Genomic DNA, 17,195 nt, shown 5'->3' on the forward strand with positions numbered 1-17,195 from the left:
CAAAAACTATTTCTTGCGCGGTCTTCTTCTGCTTCCGGCAGAAATGCGCATCAACAAGCCACAGCAAATACCGAGTATAAGAAATGCCGTTCCGCCATAGCTCATAAACGGCAAAGGTACGCCTACCACGGGCAAAATTCCGCTGACCATGCCCATGTTCACGAAAGAGTACATCAAAAAGATTGCCGCGATTGCACCCGCAATTAAGCGCTCAAATAAGGTCTTAGCACGGCAGGCGATGTAAAGTGTTCTGAAAATCAAAGCCGAATACAAAATCAGAAGACCCACATCGCCCAAAAATCCAAACTCTTCCGAGTAAACGGCAAATAAAAAGTCACTGGTTCTCTCCGGAATAAAGTCTAGGTGAGCTTGTGTACCGTTCATCCAGCCTTTGCCGACTATCCCGCCTGACCCAATCGCAATAATGGCTTGAATGGTATGGAAGCCTGCACCGAGAGGATCTGAACTCGGATCCAACAAAGTCAGCACGCGCTGTCTCTGATAGTCGTACATCATAGTCCACGCAATCGGGATCGAGACCAAAACACCGCAGACTAAAGCCGCCAAAACTTTCCAGCTGAGTCCGGCAAAAAAGATGACCGCAAAACCGGCGCAGAATACCAAGATAGAAGTTCCAAGGTCAGGCTGCTTCAAGATTAATGCCACAGGAATGACCAAGAAAAGGGATGCAATCACGTAATCCCACCACCGCAAGTATTCGTCTCTCACCTGGAAATACCAGGCAATAAACAGAGGGACGGCAATTTTCATAATCTCGGAAGGCTGAATTCTGCCCACTCCAATATCAAGCCAGCGCGTCGCACCCTTAATGGTGACGCCAAACAGCAAAGTTGCCAGCAGCAGCAAGATCCCGATGACGTAAATAGGCACAGACATGTTCTTTACCCACTTCATCGGGACTAAGCCAACCACCAGCATAGCAGCCGCTGCTACAGCAATATTTCGAATTTGCCCCTCGATACGCCATGGGAAGCTGTATCCCGCAGAATACAGCGCCACAAAGCCCACCGCAGTCAGAAGAGAGACAATCACAAGCAAAGGCCAGTCAATGGCCAACAAAAACTCCATTAAGCCGATAGCGGCCTTTTTATACCAAGGAACGGGAGCGTCTCCGTAATAATTCTTGTAGAGGTTCATCGTTGAGCTCCTTTTGTTTCCGGAGTTGTTTTAGTAGGAGTTTTACGAACAGCCTGCACTTTCTTTGTTTTTTGCTCCTTGTCCTTTTCTTTGTTTTTGTCTTCCTTCTTTGCCTCTTCTTTCTGCTGTGCAGCTTCTTCTTTGGCCTTCAAACGCTCTACTAAGTAGTAATCCAAAATCTTTCTAGCTGCGGGAGCTGCTGCTTGTGCACCGAAGCCTCCGTTTTCTACCAAGATGGCTAAAGCAATCACCGGTTTATCGTAAGGAGCGAAAGCAATGAAGAGAGAGTGGTCACGGTGTCTTTCACGAATCTTGTTCTTATCGTATTTTTCACCTTGCTTAATACCTAAGACCTGAGCGGTACCGGTTTTCCCGGCTACCTCGTAGGGAGCCCCGGCAAAAGTCGAACGCCCTGTACCCTTCTTCGTTACTTCATGCATCGCACTTTTAACTAACTTCAGGTATTCGGGCTTGAACGGGATTTTTCCTACCGGCTCTCTGGCTACGTACTCCTCTTCTCCGGTTGTCGGATTTTCAATTTTCTTAACCAAGTGAGGCTTCATGACTACCCCGTCATTAGCCAAAGTTGCAACCGCATGGGCCAACTGAAGCATGGTAAAGGCGTTATAACCCTGTCCGATACCAACGGAAATGGTGTCTCCGGTAAGCCACTTGCGCTTAAATCTCTTTTCCTTCCATTCTTTAGACGGGAGAATGCCTCTTACCTCACCTTTCAAGTCAATGCCCGTAATCTGACCGAAACCGAAAGGAGCCAAAGAATCATGAATCTTATCGATACCCATGTCCTGAGCTAAAGAGTAGTAATAAACGTCACTTGAGACCACAATCGATCTCTTCATATCAACCGGCCCGTAGCCTCTTCCATGGGTGGAATCTCGGAAAGTGTGGTTGCCGAGCTGGAAAGTACCGCGGTCTTGAATAACGCGGTTCGGATCTCTAACCCCCAACTGTGCAGCAGAAAGTGCCAAGAAGGGCTTAATGGTGGAGCCGATTGGATAAGCGCCTCTCAATGCTCGATTAAGCAGCGGTTTATCCTCATCGTTATTGAGTTCATCCCAAGTCTCTTGATCAATACCGTCGACGAATAGGTTCGGGTCAAAGCTAGGATTGGAAACAAAAGCCAGCACGTCACCGGTAGCCGGTTCAATCGCCACGATTGCACCTCTTCTGCCGTCCAAAACCTTAGTAATTTCTCTCTGCAAACCCATATCCAGAGAAAGAATCAAGTTAGAACCGGAGGTTGCAGGACTCTTAGATAAAGACCGAATCGGACGGCCGGAAGCACGGACCTCCAACTCTTCAATACCGGGCTTGCCGTGCAGTACATCTTCATAGCTTTGTTCGAGACCGAGTTTGCCGATGTTAAGAGTTCCGGAGTACTCAGCTTCTTTGCCGCTTTTTTCCAAAGCCGCCTGATCACGCTGGGAGATACGTCCGATATAACCAACGACGTGTGCCGCATCCTTTCCTTGCGGATAGTAGCGATGCATGCGCGAGCGAACCTCAACGCCGGGAAACTTCCATGCCTGCGCAATAAATCTCGCAACATCTTCATCGGTCAGATTGCTCTTTAACGGCACAGGACTCAAACGAGGCAATTCATCCTTTAAACGATAAAAACGCTTCTTGTCATACTTAGTGATTGGAATAATTTTTTCCAAGGCTTCAATTGTCTTGGAAAGCCCAACTACCCTCCCCGGAGTAATTTCCAAGGTGTAGATTGGCTCGTTTGCTGCCAACAGCTCTCCGTTCTTATCCATGATGATGCCGCGGCGCGGAGGATGAGCAGTTTCTGTTTTTCGGTTGGCTTCCGCCTTGATGATGAAATTATCGTACTCAAGAATTTGCAGGTAAAAGAACCGACTGGCCAAGAGCAAAAAGAGAATGATCGTGACAAAACAGAAGAATACCGATCTTCTCCGAAAAGTTGAGATTTGTTTTAGTTCTTCGGCCGTTAAGCGAGTCGCCATTGCGTTCTACCTTACGATTTGAGAGAGATAAAACGACGAGTCAGAATAAAGCACCAAGCAGGCCAGAGCACTACACCCATTAAGGCACGCGTAAACCATCCCCAATCAATTTGCAGGGAACCGAAGCAGAAGCTTTCAATAACCAGCAAAATCGGAGGAATCATGAAGACGGGCAGAATATTAATGGCTTGACCCACAGGCTGCAGCCATTGAAGACGCTGGCTCATAGCTTCCGCACAGAATACGACCAAGCAAAAAGCTAAAGAATTTTGTCCGAAAACTGCCGCTGAATCCGTATCTACCAACAAGCCTAAGAGAAACGCCAGCCAGTAGTAGATTTTCTGAGGCTGATATATGCCCCAAAAAACCAATGTCATCACCAGCAGATTAGGAAAGAAAGGCCACTCCGTAAAAGGAAGCAGACCGATACTCCAGCTCAGAGCTATAGAACCGTAAATCCAATAGTTGCTGGAAAAAGCCGGATCAAAGAAAGTCCGATCGGGCCTGCGTCGTGTTTCATAGCCTTTAGAGAACTCACTCACGAGGGGACCTCCTTCTTGTCTGACCGTCTGCGCTCTCCTCCTCTGCTTCCATGCTAGGAAGGGGCTTAACGTTCGGGTCAACCATCAAAACCAAAACAGCATCCTGTTTGCCGATGCTCTTCGGAGCTTCAACCGTGACTTCAACATAAGCACCGGTTTCGCCCGGAACAGCGGAAATGACGGTACCGACAGGGATACCTTTCGGATAAATGCCGTCAAGACCTGAGGTGACGACTTTTTCGCCGACTTTGATTTTATCCGTATACGGCAGATCGCGGGTCTGAAGTCTCGTATCGTCACCGGTTCCGTGGACTATGCCGCGGACACCGGAATCAACAAAGAGAACCGGGACTTCTTGGTTTTTATCTTGGATAAGCTGGATTTGGCTGGCTCGAGGAGCAACATGCATCAGCTGGCCTGCCAAACCTTGATCAGAGACGACCGGCATACCGACTTCCAATCCGTCGTTAGAGCCGCCGTCGATCTGGAATCTTTGTGTGAAGCCGTCAGACAAAACTCTTCTGACGGAAAACATTTCTGAACGAACCGGCAAAGTCTTCTTTTGGACGAGCATCTGCTTGAGAATACGGTTTTCTTCGTCCAAGGTTGTCAGACGAGAGATCAGAACCTTGTTCCTAGCCAATTCTTCCTGAAGCCGTTCGTTTTCTTTAATCATGGAAGATTTGGATCGCAAACGATCTGCCGCTCCTTCAGCTAACCTTACAGGAGCGTTCAGGGTGTTGTAGGCAGCATTTGAAACAACGGACAAGCCGCTTCTGACCGGCTCCATCATCCTCATCTGATGGTCTACGACCATCAGAAGGACGGAGATTACTGCAAAGAAAGCAAAACTGGTTACAGAAGAGGGCTTTGGTCCGAAGAACTTCTTACCAGGAGTGGGTGCTGCCATTAGTTTGTATTACCGCTAACCGAAGCAGAAGATGGAGTCTTCGATCTTGCCAATTCCTTCCAAAGCGATACCGCAGCCGCGGACAACGCAGCTCAGAGGATCATCAGCGACAACAACCGGCAAACCCGTTTCTTCCATCAGCAGACGGTCTAAGTCTTTGAGAAGTGCACCGCCTCCGGTAAGCATTAAGCCTCTGACCGCAATATCAGCGCCCAATTCCGGCGGAGTCTGTTCCAGAGCCTTGTTGACGGCACCAACAACCTGGTTCAACGGTTCATTCAATGCTTCAAGAACTTCGTTGCTAGAAATGGAGAAGGCACGTGGAACACCTTCAGCGATGTTGCGGCCTTTCACTTCAAGTTCTCTCACTTCGCTTGAAACGAAAGCAGAACCGATTTCTTTCTTAATGTATTCAGCCGTCGGTTCCCCGATCAACATGCCGTAGTTTCTGCGGATGTAATCAATGATTGCCTGATCGAACTTATCGCCGCCGACGCGAACGCTGTTAGCGTAAACGATACCGCCGAGAGAAATAACACCGACTTCAGTTGTACCGCCGCCGATATCGATAACCATGGAACCGATAGCTTCGGAGACCGGCAGCCCCGCCCCGATAGCGGCAGCCATTGGTTCTTCAATTAAGAAGACCTCCTTAGCTCCCGCAGCTTCAGCGCTTTCTTTAATAGCTCTTCTTTCAACTTGAGTGGAGCCGTAGGGCACGCAAATAACGATTCTCGGGCGCGGAGTAAAAATGCTGGGAGTATGAACTTTCTTAATAAAGCTCTTAAGCATTTGTTCAGTTACGGTGAAATTGGCGATAACACCGTCTTTCATCGGACGAATAGCGTCGATGTTTCCAGGGACGCGGCCAAGCATACTTTTTGCTTCTTTACCGACAGCACGAACGTCCAATTTGTTCGAGTTTCCCTTATCAGTACGAACTGCCACTACGCTTGGTTCATTAAGAACCATCCCTTTACCGCGGCAATAAATTAAAGTGTTTGCGGTTCCTAGGTCGATTGCGAGATCGTTGGAGAAATAATTTCTCAAGCTGCCAAACATCAAAACTCCCTGCCTTTAGAGGCGGCACTCTGCGCACATAAATAATAAATAAACCAAAATGATAGACTAAAAAAGGTTATTCTTGTTCGATTGTGTGACCGTTCTTTACGTGCTGAAACAACAGGCGTAAAAAGAACAAAAAATTTTTAATTTGATTAGGTGCAAATATGTCCTTGACTTTAAGCGATGTCCGCAGAATCGCTGATCTGGCTCGTATCGACCTCTCCGATGAAAAAGCCCCGGAGTTAATGAGCCAGCTAAATGACATTCTTGGAATGGTTGAACAAATTCAATCTATTAATACCGAAGGGATTGAGCCTATGCCTCACCCGTTCGGCGGAGCTCAGCGCCTTCGTCCGGATGACGTAACCGAACATAATCGCCGGGAAGAAAATATGAAGAATGCCCCCGATGAAATGGACGGTCTTTTCCTAGTACCTAAAGTAATTGAGTAAAGGAATAGTAATGACGGATTTAACACAAGCGACGGTTGCAGAACTCAGTTCCCTGTTATCTGCTAAAAAAGTGTCTTCAGAAGAAGTCACCAAAGCATACCTTCAAAAAATCGAAGATACAAAAGAACTTAATGCTTACCTTGACGTTCGCCCTGAAGTCAGCCTCGCCCAAGCTAAAGAAGCTGATAAGAAAATCGCCGCCGGCGAAGCCGGTCCTTTAGCCGGCGTTCCTATCGCCCACAAAGATATTTTCGTAACAAAAGAATGGGCAAGCACAGCTGCCAGCAAGATGCTTGACGGATACATGAGCCCGTTCGACGCTACAGTGGTTGAAAAGCTTAAAGAGATCAACATGGTTTGTTTAGGCAAGACCAACTGTGATGAATTTGCCATGGGCTCTACCACAGCAAACAGCGCTTACGGCAAAACCTACAATCCTTGGGACAAAAATGCAGTTCCCGGCGGTTCCTCCGGCGGAGCTTCCTCCTGCGTGGCAGCTCGCATTGCACCGGTTGCTACAGGTACCGATACCGGAGGCTCCATCCGTCAGCCGTCTGCTTTCTGCGGCGTAACCGGCATCAAGCCGACTTACGGCCGTCCAAGCCGCTGGGGCATGATTGCATTCGCCTCCAGTCTTGATACGGCAGGCATCATTGCTCAAACCGCTGAAGACTGCGCTCTGGTTTTGTCACATATCATCGGTTTTGATAAACGCGATTCCACCAGCATTGAACTTCCTCCGGAAGATTTGACGGTTTCTTTAAACGACGGCGTCAAAGGATTAAGAATCGGCGTCCCTAGAAAGTGGCTGGACAAAGTGGCTCCGGGCCTTAAGGCAGCACTTAACGATGCCTTGCGTCAATATCAAGAACTCGGCGCAGTGCTTGTCGACATTGATTTGCCTACCGCCGACTTAGGCGTTCCCGTCTACTACATCATCGCCCCTGCCGAAGCCAGTTCCAACCTCAGCCGTTTTGACGGCGTCCGCTACGGTCACCGAGCTCAGAAGTATGATGATCTTCTCGACATGATCAAACGCAGCCGCGACGAAGGATTCGGGCCGGAACCTAAGCGCCGTATTCTTATCGGAACATATGTTCTTTCCCACGGCTATTACGATGCTTACTACATCAAAGCTCAACAGGTACGCCGCTTGATTGCTCAAGAATTCGACAACACTTTCAAGAACAGCTGCGATGTCATCTTCTGTCCGGTTTCTACCGATGCCGCGTTCAGTTTCGATGATAAGAGTGATCCGCTTTCTCTGTACTTAAGCGACCTCTTCACGGTCCCAGGATCTCTTGCCGGTCTGCCGTCCATGAGCGTTCCTTGCGGAATCAGCTCCAATAACCGTCCATACGGTTTCCAACTAATCGGTGCAAAATGCCGCGAAGCTCAGCTGCTTGGTGTTGCTCACGCATACCAGCAAGTTACTGACTGGCATAAGAAAGTCCCCGCAGGATACTAAGAAAGGAAAAAGAAATGGAATGGGAAGTTGTTATCGGACTTGAGACACACGTCCAGTTATCTACAAAAAGCAAGATTTTCTCAGGTGCCTCTGCGGCCTTCGGCGCCGAACCGAATACTCACGCATGCCCGGTTGACTTGGCTCTTCCGGGATGCCTTCCGGTTTTAAACGAAGGTGCCGTTGAAAGAGCAATCAAATTCGGTCTTGCTATCGGCGCAAAAGTTGCCAACAAGAGCGTTTTTGCCCGTAAGAATTACTTTTATCCTGACCTGCCGAAAGGCTATCAGATCAGCCAATTTGAACACCCGGTAGTGATCGGCGGCAGCCTGACCTTCCCGGTTGAAAACGCTGACGGCACTACTTATAGCAAGACAGTGAACCTTACCCGCGCACACTTGGAAGAAGATGCAGGCAAGAGCGTGCACGGCGTTGTTCACGGTAAGACAGGCATTGACCTTAATCGTGCCGGCACACCGCTTCTGGAAATCGTTACCGAACCGGAAATGAGAAGTGCTGCTGAAGCCGTCGGATATGCCAAAGCCCTTCACGACTTAGTCGTTTGGATTGGAATCAGCGACGGTGACATGCAAAAAGGAAACTTCCGCTGCGACGCCAACGTCTCTATTCGTCCGAAGGGTCAGAAAGAGTTCGGCACCCGTACTGAAATTAAAAACCTTAACAGCTTTAAGTTCCTTCAGGCAGCTATCGAATATGAAGTCAGAAGACAGATCGAAGTGATTACTGAGGGCGGTAAGGTTGTTCAGGCTACACGCCTCTACGATCCGGACAGGGATGAGACCAGAGAGATGAGAAGCAAGGAAGATTCCATGGATTACCGTTATTTCCCGGATCCTGATCTTCTTCCGCTGATTATCTCCGACGAATGGATCGAAGAGACTAAGAAAGGCATGCCGGAATTGCCGCACGCCATGCGTGAAAGACTTCAGAAAGAAATGGATCTTTCCGAAGCGGATACTCAGCAGCTGACTTCTTCCAGAGAGCTTGCAGTGTATTTTGAAACGACAGCAAATGCTGTTAAAGACAAGAAAGCTGCTGTTAACTGGATTCGAGGCGAAGTTCTTTCTCAGCTCAACGCTACTGAAACAGACATTTCTGAATGCCCCGTTTCTGCGCTTCAATTAGCCGCCATTATCAACAAGATGACTGACGGCACCATCAACCAGAAAGGCGCCCGTACAATCTTTACAGCCATTTGGGAAAAGAAAGGCGACGATGTTGATGCTTTAATTGAAAGCCTCGGTCTTAAGCAGATTTCGGATACCGGCGCTATTGAAGCAATCGTCGACAGCGTTTTAGCTGCCAATGAAAAGATGGTTCAAGAGTACCGCTCAGGAAAAGAAAAAGCCTTTAACGCTCTCGTTGGTCAAACCATGAGAGCAACTAAAGGCAAAGCCAATCCTGCTCAGGTGAACGCCATCTTGAAGAAGAAACTGCAGGCTTAATTCTCAGACTTTTATGCAACAGCTTCCGGTTGGAAGCTGTTGTTTTATTGAGATTTAGAAGAAGATACTTGCACCGAAACGAACCTGAACGTCCGTCTTAATCCGATGACCGGATTCACGGTTCAACTGAGCGTACAGCTTCACTCGGTCTTTAGCTCGAACCTCAAATCCAACCCCGTAATATGCACGAGTACCTAAAGACTCATCTTCAAAATTAAACTCATTTAATTGAGTCTTCGTTTTGCCGAGAAACTCATGCAAAATGCCTCCGCGTAAATACACCTGAGCCGGTTTCTTATCACCGATCAAGAAATTCTTTCCGATATCGACACCAACTCTGCCGGTTAAACTCTTACCGTCTTTCACGGAGACATCCATACCATTGCTAAGGGAGAAGCTTTTTCCTTTCAACCAGTAAGAAGACAGCTGTAATTGCGGTTGGATAAAGTAATGGTCGTATTGTCCTTTTTCTAAGAATTGGAACCTGTGCCCGACCTCAGCAGAAACACCTGCGCCGACATTGGAGTATCTTGCACTTGTGGAATCCTCATCAAGCATCTTGGTAGACATACGATGACGGTAATGGTTGAAACTCATCACTAAATCGGCATAAGTACCAGCTTGATTAAACCAAGTCAAATATCCTCTGGCTCCCAGAGAATTTGTGTGGGCTTTACCTTCTCCAAAGTCGTTAATTTTTAACTTAGCATAGCCAATATCAATATCTGCACCGACAATGAGATTTGGGGAAACTTTACGATTTACACCGACAGCCGTTCCATAGTTTCTCAGTTTGCCATTTACTCCCTGGAAGAAACTCAGGCGCGACTGGTCATACCGGAACAACACATATGCGCCGTCAGTATCTTCTTCGAAATTATTTCTAATTTCTCCCAATCTCTCTCTTAATTCAGCCAAAGCACCCAGATATTGAGTTACTTGTGTTCCTTGGCCTACGGCTGCTAAGGCAAGTTTGGCACTTTCGGACAAACCTTCCGGTTTCGGGATTAAATAATCCGGATAAGTGGAAGGATCCTCCACATCAAAGTTTGGGGGAGGAATAAAGGTTTCCGGTTGATCCGGCTCGCCGGGCTGGTCCGGAGTTTCCGGCTCGGAAGGAGTATCGCCGGCTGGGGCAAGCTTGATGTCTTTGGCCCCTACGAACCAATAGGTACGAGTTCCCTTATCGGCATTGTAAAGTCCCAGTTTGTATTGATAAGGACCGGCTTCGATAATGCCGTTGTTTGCTAAGCTAAACACTGCTTGTCCATGCTTGTCTGTCAAACTCTCTATCACAAGCGGGCGCCATAGATAATCGGCAGAGCTGATATCTTTGCCGGTTGAGCCTAATAAAGCTTGGTGAGAACCTGCACTTTTAACAAGAATCTCTAATGTTCCTTTCGCACCCGGCCTATACCAGAGAAGACCTCCGTCGCCTCCTAATGTTTCAGTTGTTATTGTCAGGGCGGTATTAGGGTCACCCATGTCTACTACGCTGCCCTTAGACAAAGTTAAATTAGTAAGTCTTGAATCGCCAAGCGAGGCCCAGAAACTTTGAGGACCCATCGTCAAAGAGGCAGTACCAAGCTCTTTGACTACTTGAGTATGGTGAGTAACAATCTGGGCGCGCAGTGCACTTTTTTCTCCCAAATTAATATTCAGATGAGAGTTGTGGCCGACTTCTATCTTCTTATCGACATACATGACCCCATTATCTCTGACATTGAAATCTGCCTTTGCCCCAAGATTTCCTAATGTAAGGCTCTGCAGACGGATCCCGGAGGCAGTCACCTCTGACTGGCCGTTAGAAAGCAGGCTCAAGCCTTCGTTGAAAACCACGTTCCCCGCAATATCTACTTTCAAATCAGAGTCTTTTTCTACTAAAACCGGCTTATTAAAGTAAACGTTTTCAACTTTAATGTTTGCATCCGGATCGTCTTGGATAATTAAAGAGCTGGGATGAGAAATATCGAGAAAGAGTACACCTACAGCTACCGGACGATTAAAAAGGATATTTTTTGCGCTCAGTTCCATGTCCGCAGTAAGTAAACGAAGCGGACTCTTTATCTCCACGTTTCCACCTGCGTCGGTCGGCTGCAGAAAATTAAGATTATTAGTAGCCTTGATATCAATTTTTGCGCCGTATTGTGCGTCAACCGTTCCAAAAATATAGATATCTTCGGCTTTCATTTTCAGCTGACCATCATCGCCAACTGCGATAGCAAGCTCATCTTGATAACTTTTATATTGGTCGGAATACGGAGTCATTAAAACAATTTTTCCACCGGCCTGCAGCGTCGTGGTCGTGTCATACCCTACTGAAACAGCGTACCCGAACCCTTCCTGTTCTGTCGGACGAGGGCTGATGGTGATGTCTCCGCCGGTCACAATACTGACCCCTTGTTCATCTGCCTGCAGCCCTGGGAAAAGGAGTTTGGAAGGGTTGTCCGGATTCCGATAATTCATGAAAAAACCGGAATTGACTGAATTGATAACAACGCCGCCTGCTGCCGTCACATTCCACGCAACAGGGATTTGGTTCGAGTTAAAAATAAACTCTCCGTCTTTGCGAGCCTGTTCAAAAGCCTGTTCTATTTCTGCTTGCAAACCCGGGAAATAACGTTCCCAATTCAGTTCCAGCGGGTCTCTGGAGGTTGCGCTCCTCTTTCCCGCATAAACATGATCAAACTGCCCTGCAAAAACCGGCAGACTGAGGAAAGCCAAGCTTAGCAGCGTTAATTTTGTCTTCATTTCCTTTTCCGTATTGCTCTAACCCATCCTTAAGCCAAATCCAAAAACCGGATTCTTAAGAGGGGTAACGAATTAGCTTGGGTACTAATACTCTTATTGATACCCTTACTTGTCACTCTACAGGACAAGAGAAAACCATAAGAAGTGAAGTGCACGATTTGAGTTATTCAGTCTCTGCAAGAGAGGGGATCTTCGATAGAATCACCCTTTTTTACTGTTCACATTCTTCAGGATTGAAAACGAAAAAACACCTTTGGAGCAAAACTCGAAAGGTGCTTAGACTAGAAAACGGAATTATTAAGGAAGAAATCCTTCTCCCGGAACTCTTTTGAGCGGAAGAAAATCTTCTCGGTCCGGACTGAACCGAAACAGCTCTCCCTCTCTCAAATCGTAATAGAGAGCATGCAGCTTTAATGTTCCTTGCTCTACACGGTCAAAAATCCATGGATAAGACAGAAGATTATCCAAAGACACTAAGACGGCGCCCTCCTCACAATGCCTTGTTCTGCATATATGAGTTTCATCGGCCGTCAGATTTTTGAGTCTTTCTAAGGCCGGGGACGCAATGGCCACCCAATCTTGAATATAGGTTTCCGAAGCAATCGATGCCGGCTCGATAAGACCGTGGATTCCGCCGCAATTGGAATGTCCCAAGACGACAATATGTTCAATGTTCAGATGCTTCACACCATACTCTATCGCCGCCATCACAGAGCTCGGTGCTTTGACCTGAGAGACGTCCGGTACGAGAGCCGCAACATTGCGGATGACGAAAAGTTCTCCCGGTTTGCAGTTCAAAAGCAGTGCCGGATCAACGCGCGAGTCACAGCACGAAATTACCAATGTTTTTGGGTTCTGCTGCTTCTCCAGCGACTCAAAGAAGTCCCGTTCTTTCAGAAAATATTTTTGTTTGAAATGGTGGAAACCGGCAAGCAGTTGGTGAAAATTTTCCAATCTCTTTTCCTTTCAGGCCAAAGAAGAACTATCCGAATCAAAGTTAACTTATTGGTCGGATTGTAATTTGAACAAACGCAAAAAACTGAAAACCTCTTTGGATCCTAATGAAAGAGAGTTCCAATGACAGGATGCCGAAACGTCTCGGCTTTCCATATGGAAAGCCGGTTTCTAAAAGTTAAAAGAGAATACTGGCGCCTACTCGGAATTGAAGATCACTTTTAATTCGATGCCCTGATTCCCTATTCACCTGAGCAAAAAATTTGACTCGGTCCTTTGCTTTAACTTCAAATCCAAGGCCGTAATAAGCTCGAGTTCCCAAGGACTTATCTTCAAAACTGAACTCATTTAAGCGCGCTTTGGTTTTGCCGAGAAATTCATGCATTACGCCCCCTTGCACATACACTTGAGCAGGTTTCTTATCTGCAATCAAAAAGTTTTTCCCGATATCAACACCAATACGCCCGGTAAGACTCTTCCCGTCTTTTACGGAAACGTTCATACCGTTATCCAGAGAAAAATCTTTCCCTTTAAGCCAGTAAGAAGACAGTTGGATCTGAGGCTGAACGAAATAGTAGTCCTGCTCCCCACGGTTCAAGAACCGGAACTGGTGGCCTACCTCCGCAGAAACGCCTGCCCCGAAATTAGAATATTTTGCGCTGGTGGGAACTCCATCGATCATTTGAGTTGAAAGATGATGGCGATAGTGGTTAAAGGTAAGCACAACATCGGCATAACTGCCTTTTTGATTAAACCAGGTTAAATAACCCCTCGCTCCCACGGCATCAGTTTTGACCTTTCCTTTTTCATCGTCATTAACTTTCAATTTGGCATGAGCAAAATCTATATCGCCCCCGATAATAACTTCCGGAGAAATCTGGCGGTTGATGCCGATAGCTGTCCCGAAGTTTTTGAGTCGTCCACTTACTCCTTCATGGAAAGAGAGACGTGATTTGTCATAGCGAAATAAGACATAGGTGCTGTCATGTCCCTCATCGAAATGATTCCGAATTTCTCCCATTCTCTCCCGCAGCTCACTCAAAGCTCCAAGGTATTGGGTAACTTGCGTACCTTGTCCTATGGCAGCCAATGCCAGCTTGGCACTCCATGACAAGCCCTCCGGCTTCGGCATTAAATCGTCCGGATACGTCCCGGGATTATTCGGTTCCGAAGGCAAAGGAGGAATTGGGTCTTGCGGCTCAGAAGGAATATCTGCCGGAGGTAGGCCGTTAGAAGGAGGAGCAACCGGCTTTGGATTCTGAGCAGCAGTGACTAACCAAACCTTATCTGATCCGTCGGCATATTCTCCGAGCTGAAGCTTGTACTGATAAGGACCTGCTTCTACCACACCGCCATTAGCTAAATAAAATTCACCTTTGCTGTTTTCCGGGCCCGATGCATCAATTGCAACGGCCTGAAAAAGGTAGTGAGTGTCTTGGATACTTCTTCCCGTAGATCCTAAAAGAGCAAAATGAGTCCCTTCGCTCTTATTATTAATCTTCAGCGTACCTTGAGACCTTGGTTGGTACCATAAGAGACCGCCGTCTCCTTGCAAGGTATCGGTAGTAACCGTAATGGATTCACCGGGTGAGCCCATCTCCAAGACACTGGTCTTGGACATCGTCAGTGTATTGACTTTCGAATCTGAAATAGGGAACCAAAAACTGGCGTGTCCCATGGTCACGGAAGCTGAGCCGAGCGGATCTGACTCTATATACGCTCTGAGAGTACTGCCTTGCCCGAGAGTAATATCGACATGAGAGCGGTTCCCGACTTTGATAATCTCATCGACCTGCATGACCCCATTGTCTTTAACATTGAAGCTTGCCTTAGAGTCGGTGCCGTTAATCAAAATATTCTTGACTCGAATTCCGGCAGCAGAAATGTCGGAATTACTGTTGTTTGAAAGCGCCAGCTCTTCATTAAAAACAACGGACCCTGCAATATCGACCTCCAGGTTGGAGTAGTCAGCAACCATCACGGGGAAATAAAACCAGACATTTTCTACGGCGATGTTTTCATCGGGATTGTCTTTGATGGTCAATTGACTGGGATGAGGCGTATCAAGAAACGTCTTGCCAATATCTACCTGTCGGTTGAAAAAAATATTTGAGGCGCTAAGAGTCATTCCGGAGGCAATCAAGCTAATCGGCATTTCATTCACGTTTTTAGTGCCGATCACCGGATCCGTAGGTTTCAAGAAGTAGAGGCTGTTTGAAGCATTGATAGTAATGGAGGCACCGTATTGCGCATCAACACCTCCGTAAACATACACATCTTCAGCCTTTAGATTTAGCTTTCCCTTTTCGGCTACCGCAATAGAGAGCCCGTCCTGATAGCTGGAATCGGATTTCTGATCCAGAGCTTTCAGTACAATCTTTTTTCCTGCCTCTAAAGTAGTTGATGTATCTGGGCTGACTGCCACCGCATATCCATATCCTGAGTGATCCGTTGATTTAGGAGAAACAATAATGTCTCCTTGAGTCTTGATAACCACATCATTATTGGCGTTTTCCAATTCCGGAAATACGGTTTCGAGTGTCTTAGGATCTTTGAACCAACGATAAAAACCGGAATTGACTGAGTTAATGATGACCCCTTTTTCCGCCGTGATATTCCAGTCTACGGGAGAAAGGTTAGTTTCCAGCTTGAAAATCCCGTTTTTTTTTGCTTCTTCGAAGGCTTTCTTTACTTCCTCTTCTAAGCCTGGAAAGTACTTTCTCCAGGTTTCCAGTGTTTTTGGCCAAGAGGGTAAGTTTTGCTCGGTATTTATCGTTTGAGAGCCGGAAGCAAAAGCCGGCAGAGCGCATAAAAATAAGCTCGAAAGTAATAATTCTTTTTTCATTTTCTGGTACTGGTATAGCATAGCATACCCACAAGTGTGTACCCTAAATGGGATAACATGTAATAGTTATCAAACAGCGTAGCTATACTTATAAATTTAAGTGAAAGTACCTAGAATTTACAGGATAGATGAGAATAGGAAAAATGCGCTTATGCCCATTTTAGGTTAATTTTCTACTATTGAAATCACAATCTTTGTAAAATTTATAGTTTGCTTACTAATCTTTAGCAAATTAACTTATGCTTCTCAGACCAAGCTTTTTTAGAAAGAAAACTTTCTAAAGATTTGCGTCTCAATGGATAGGCTGGTTTAAACCGATAGGTTGCATAAGACTCGACGCAACGTTCCAAAAGGCAACAATCTCCAGACCGACATGTTTTGATCAGTATTTGCTTCAAACACAATTTGTTGCATTTAAGCAACGACAATTGCTGCTTCAGTCTTCTCAAGAACTTTCAATGAGACCAATTTGGGCCGAAATAGGACACTGTTAAAGCGTATTCAATGCTGTCTTAAGCCAGAAGTCGTTATTTCCCATCAATAGTTAGGATGACAAAAACTGACTTTCAACAAAACCGGAGTTTTCATTTGTCTTCCGCAAAAAAAGAGGACGGCCTGGATTGCACCGTCCCGGTTTCAATTAGATCTTAAAAATTAATAGATTATTTTTAATTCAATCCGTTGAGCTGTCCTGCGTAAAGGATGAACAAACGCAAACACATCATGCCCACAATCGCAGCTGTGCATCCGGTGTAGAAGCAAAATGCTGAACGGAAGAAGCTGAGTGTAATGGGCACTACCATACCGATAAAGAATGCGCCGAACCAGAACACACAAGCCCAAATTCCCGTCGTAAATGCAGTAAATGCAAGCTGTGCAGCCTCCGTTCCGGTAATAAGCGAAACGGCAATCATGAAGATGCACATGGCTTCAACCAAAATGATCGGATACTCGGCCACATGCAGCTGATGCATAGGAGCATCTTCGCGTTGGGCACCGAATGTCATCGCCACCAGACGGACCGCAGCGCCGCCGGCAGAAAAACCGGATGCAACGAACAGCGCCGGAAGAACGGCCGTATTGATAAGCGGGAAGCGAATCAATGCGGAAATCAAGAAGCCGGTGTAAGCACAAATCACGATCGCTAAAATCATCACGGTCCAATCCAACAGCGCACGGAAGCCGGCAAGGAAATCGGTAACCGGCTTTAAGAAAGCCAGAATCTTCAAATCCTTGAAAACCAACAGCGTGAGCACGAAAAGCAGTGGAATGTAAAAGAGCAAAGCCATTACACCGATGCTCATCACAGAAGTCGGGTTGTAATAAATGAGGATTCGCCAGAACTGGAATGGATCGGTCAAGTCCAGAACCAAGCAGACCATCCCCAGCAAGATGGTAACTAAACCGACAAGGCTAGCCGCCTTCATCTGAGGAGTATCCGCATGAGAATGGCTGAATAAATTCAGAATGACTGCCAGCGCCACTGCACCGCCGGAAATACCGGCAAGGAACAGATACACGGCAATCGGCCACGGCCAAGCAACGCTCCCGGATAATCCGGTCGTGAAGTCAATGATAATGTCAGTAGGTTGCATA

At 46.7% G+C, this 17,195-nt stretch carries 12 protein-coding genes; 3 read left to right on the forward strand and 9 right to left on the reverse strand.

Annotation, left to right across the window (positions count from 1 at the left end):
• Window positions 1–6 precede the first annotated feature (6 nt).
• The 5 genes from rodA to ACYQ4O_RS02640 form a co-directional block, all read right to left on the reverse strand.
• Window positions 7–1,089, reverse strand: a complete 1,083-nt coding sequence (gene rodA / locus ACYQ4O_RS02620; protein ID WP_308512973.1) for a rod shape-determining protein RodA — start codon at window positions 1,087–1,089, stop codon at window positions 7–9.
• 65 nt (window positions 1,090–1,154) lie between these two features.
• On the reverse strand, window positions 1,155–3,149 hold the full coding sequence (mrdA, locus tag ACYQ4O_RS02625) for a penicillin-binding protein 2 (RefSeq protein WP_460174664.1): 1,995 nt from the start codon (window positions 3,147–3,149) through the stop codon (window positions 1,155–1,157).
• A gap of 11 nt (window positions 3,150–3,160) precedes the next feature.
• Window positions 3,161–3,691 carry a rod shape-determining protein MreD gene (mreD, locus tag ACYQ4O_RS02630; protein WP_460174665.1) on the reverse strand — a complete coding sequence of 177 codons (531 nt, stop codon included), beginning with the start codon at window positions 3,689–3,691 and terminating at the stop codon, window positions 3,161–3,163.
• Entirely contained in the window at window positions 3,684–4,601 is a 918-nt protein-coding gene (mreC, locus tag ACYQ4O_RS02635; RefSeq protein ID WP_460174666.1) for a rod shape-determining protein MreC, read from the reverse strand. Before mreC ends, mreD begins: the two co-directional genes overlap by 8 nt.
• A 15-nt stretch (window positions 4,602–4,616) precedes the next feature.
• Window positions 4,617–5,663 carry a rod shape-determining protein gene (locus tag ACYQ4O_RS02640; RefSeq protein WP_308512918.1) on the reverse strand — a complete coding sequence of 349 codons (1,047 nt, stop codon included), beginning with the start codon at window positions 5,661–5,663 and terminating at the stop codon, window positions 4,617–4,619.
• A 167-nt stretch (window positions 5,664–5,830) separates the two neighbouring features.
• On the opposite strand from ACYQ4O_RS02640, the gene gatC reads away from it, so the two are divergent.
• Genes gatC through gatB form a run of 3 tightly spaced genes read left to right on the forward strand, consistent with a single transcriptional unit; the run spans window position 5,831 to window position 9,049 of the window.
• Entirely contained in the window at window positions 5,831–6,118 is a 288-nt protein-coding gene (gatC, locus tag ACYQ4O_RS02645) for an Asp-tRNA(Asn)/Glu-tRNA(Gln) amidotransferase subunit GatC (protein WP_066594448.1), read from the forward strand.
• 10 nt (window positions 6,119–6,128) lie between these two features.
• Window positions 6,129–7,586 carry an Asp-tRNA(Asn)/Glu-tRNA(Gln) amidotransferase subunit GatA gene (gatA, locus tag ACYQ4O_RS02650; RefSeq protein ID WP_308512920.1) on the forward strand — a complete coding sequence of 486 codons (1,458 nt, stop codon included), beginning with the start codon at window positions 6,129–6,131 and terminating at the stop codon, window positions 7,584–7,586.
• Between the two features lie 14 nt (window positions 7,587–7,600).
• Window positions 7,601–9,049 carry an Asp-tRNA(Asn)/Glu-tRNA(Gln) amidotransferase subunit GatB gene (gatB, locus tag ACYQ4O_RS02655; protein ID WP_460174667.1) on the forward strand — a complete coding sequence of 483 codons (1,449 nt, stop codon included), beginning with the start codon at window positions 7,601–7,603 and terminating at the stop codon, window positions 9,047–9,049.
• 54 nt (window positions 9,050–9,103) lie between these two features.
• Here gatB and ACYQ4O_RS02660 read toward each other — a convergent pair whose 3' ends face one another.
• From ACYQ4O_RS02660 to nrfD, 4 genes are all read right to left on the reverse strand, one after another.
• Window positions 9,104–11,800, reverse strand: coding sequence for an autotransporter outer membrane beta-barrel domain-containing protein (locus tag ACYQ4O_RS02660; protein ID WP_460174668.1), 2,697 nt, complete (start codon window positions 11,798–11,800; stop codon window positions 9,104–9,106).
• A gap of 297 nt (window positions 11,801–12,097) precedes the next feature.
• Complete coding sequence (locus ACYQ4O_RS02665) at window positions 12,098–12,754, reverse strand: carbonic anhydrase (RefSeq protein ID WP_308512923.1); 657 nt, start codon at window positions 12,752–12,754, stop codon at window positions 12,098–12,100.
• A gap of 178 nt (window positions 12,755–12,932) precedes the next feature.
• A complete protein-coding gene (locus ACYQ4O_RS02670) occupies window positions 12,933–15,599 on the reverse strand; it encodes an autotransporter outer membrane beta-barrel domain-containing protein (RefSeq protein WP_460174669.1) in 2,667 nt (888 codons plus the stop codon).
• 668 nt (window positions 15,600–16,267) lie between these two features.
• Window positions 16,268–17,194: an NrfD/PsrC family molybdoenzyme membrane anchor subunit gene (gene nrfD, locus ACYQ4O_RS02675; RefSeq protein ID WP_460174670.1), complete on the reverse strand. Its 927-nt coding sequence runs from the start codon at window positions 17,192–17,194 to the stop codon at window positions 16,268–16,270.
• Window position 17,195 lies beyond the last annotated feature (1 nt).

Source organism: Turicimonas sp. TL08 (genome assembly GCF_054660695.1).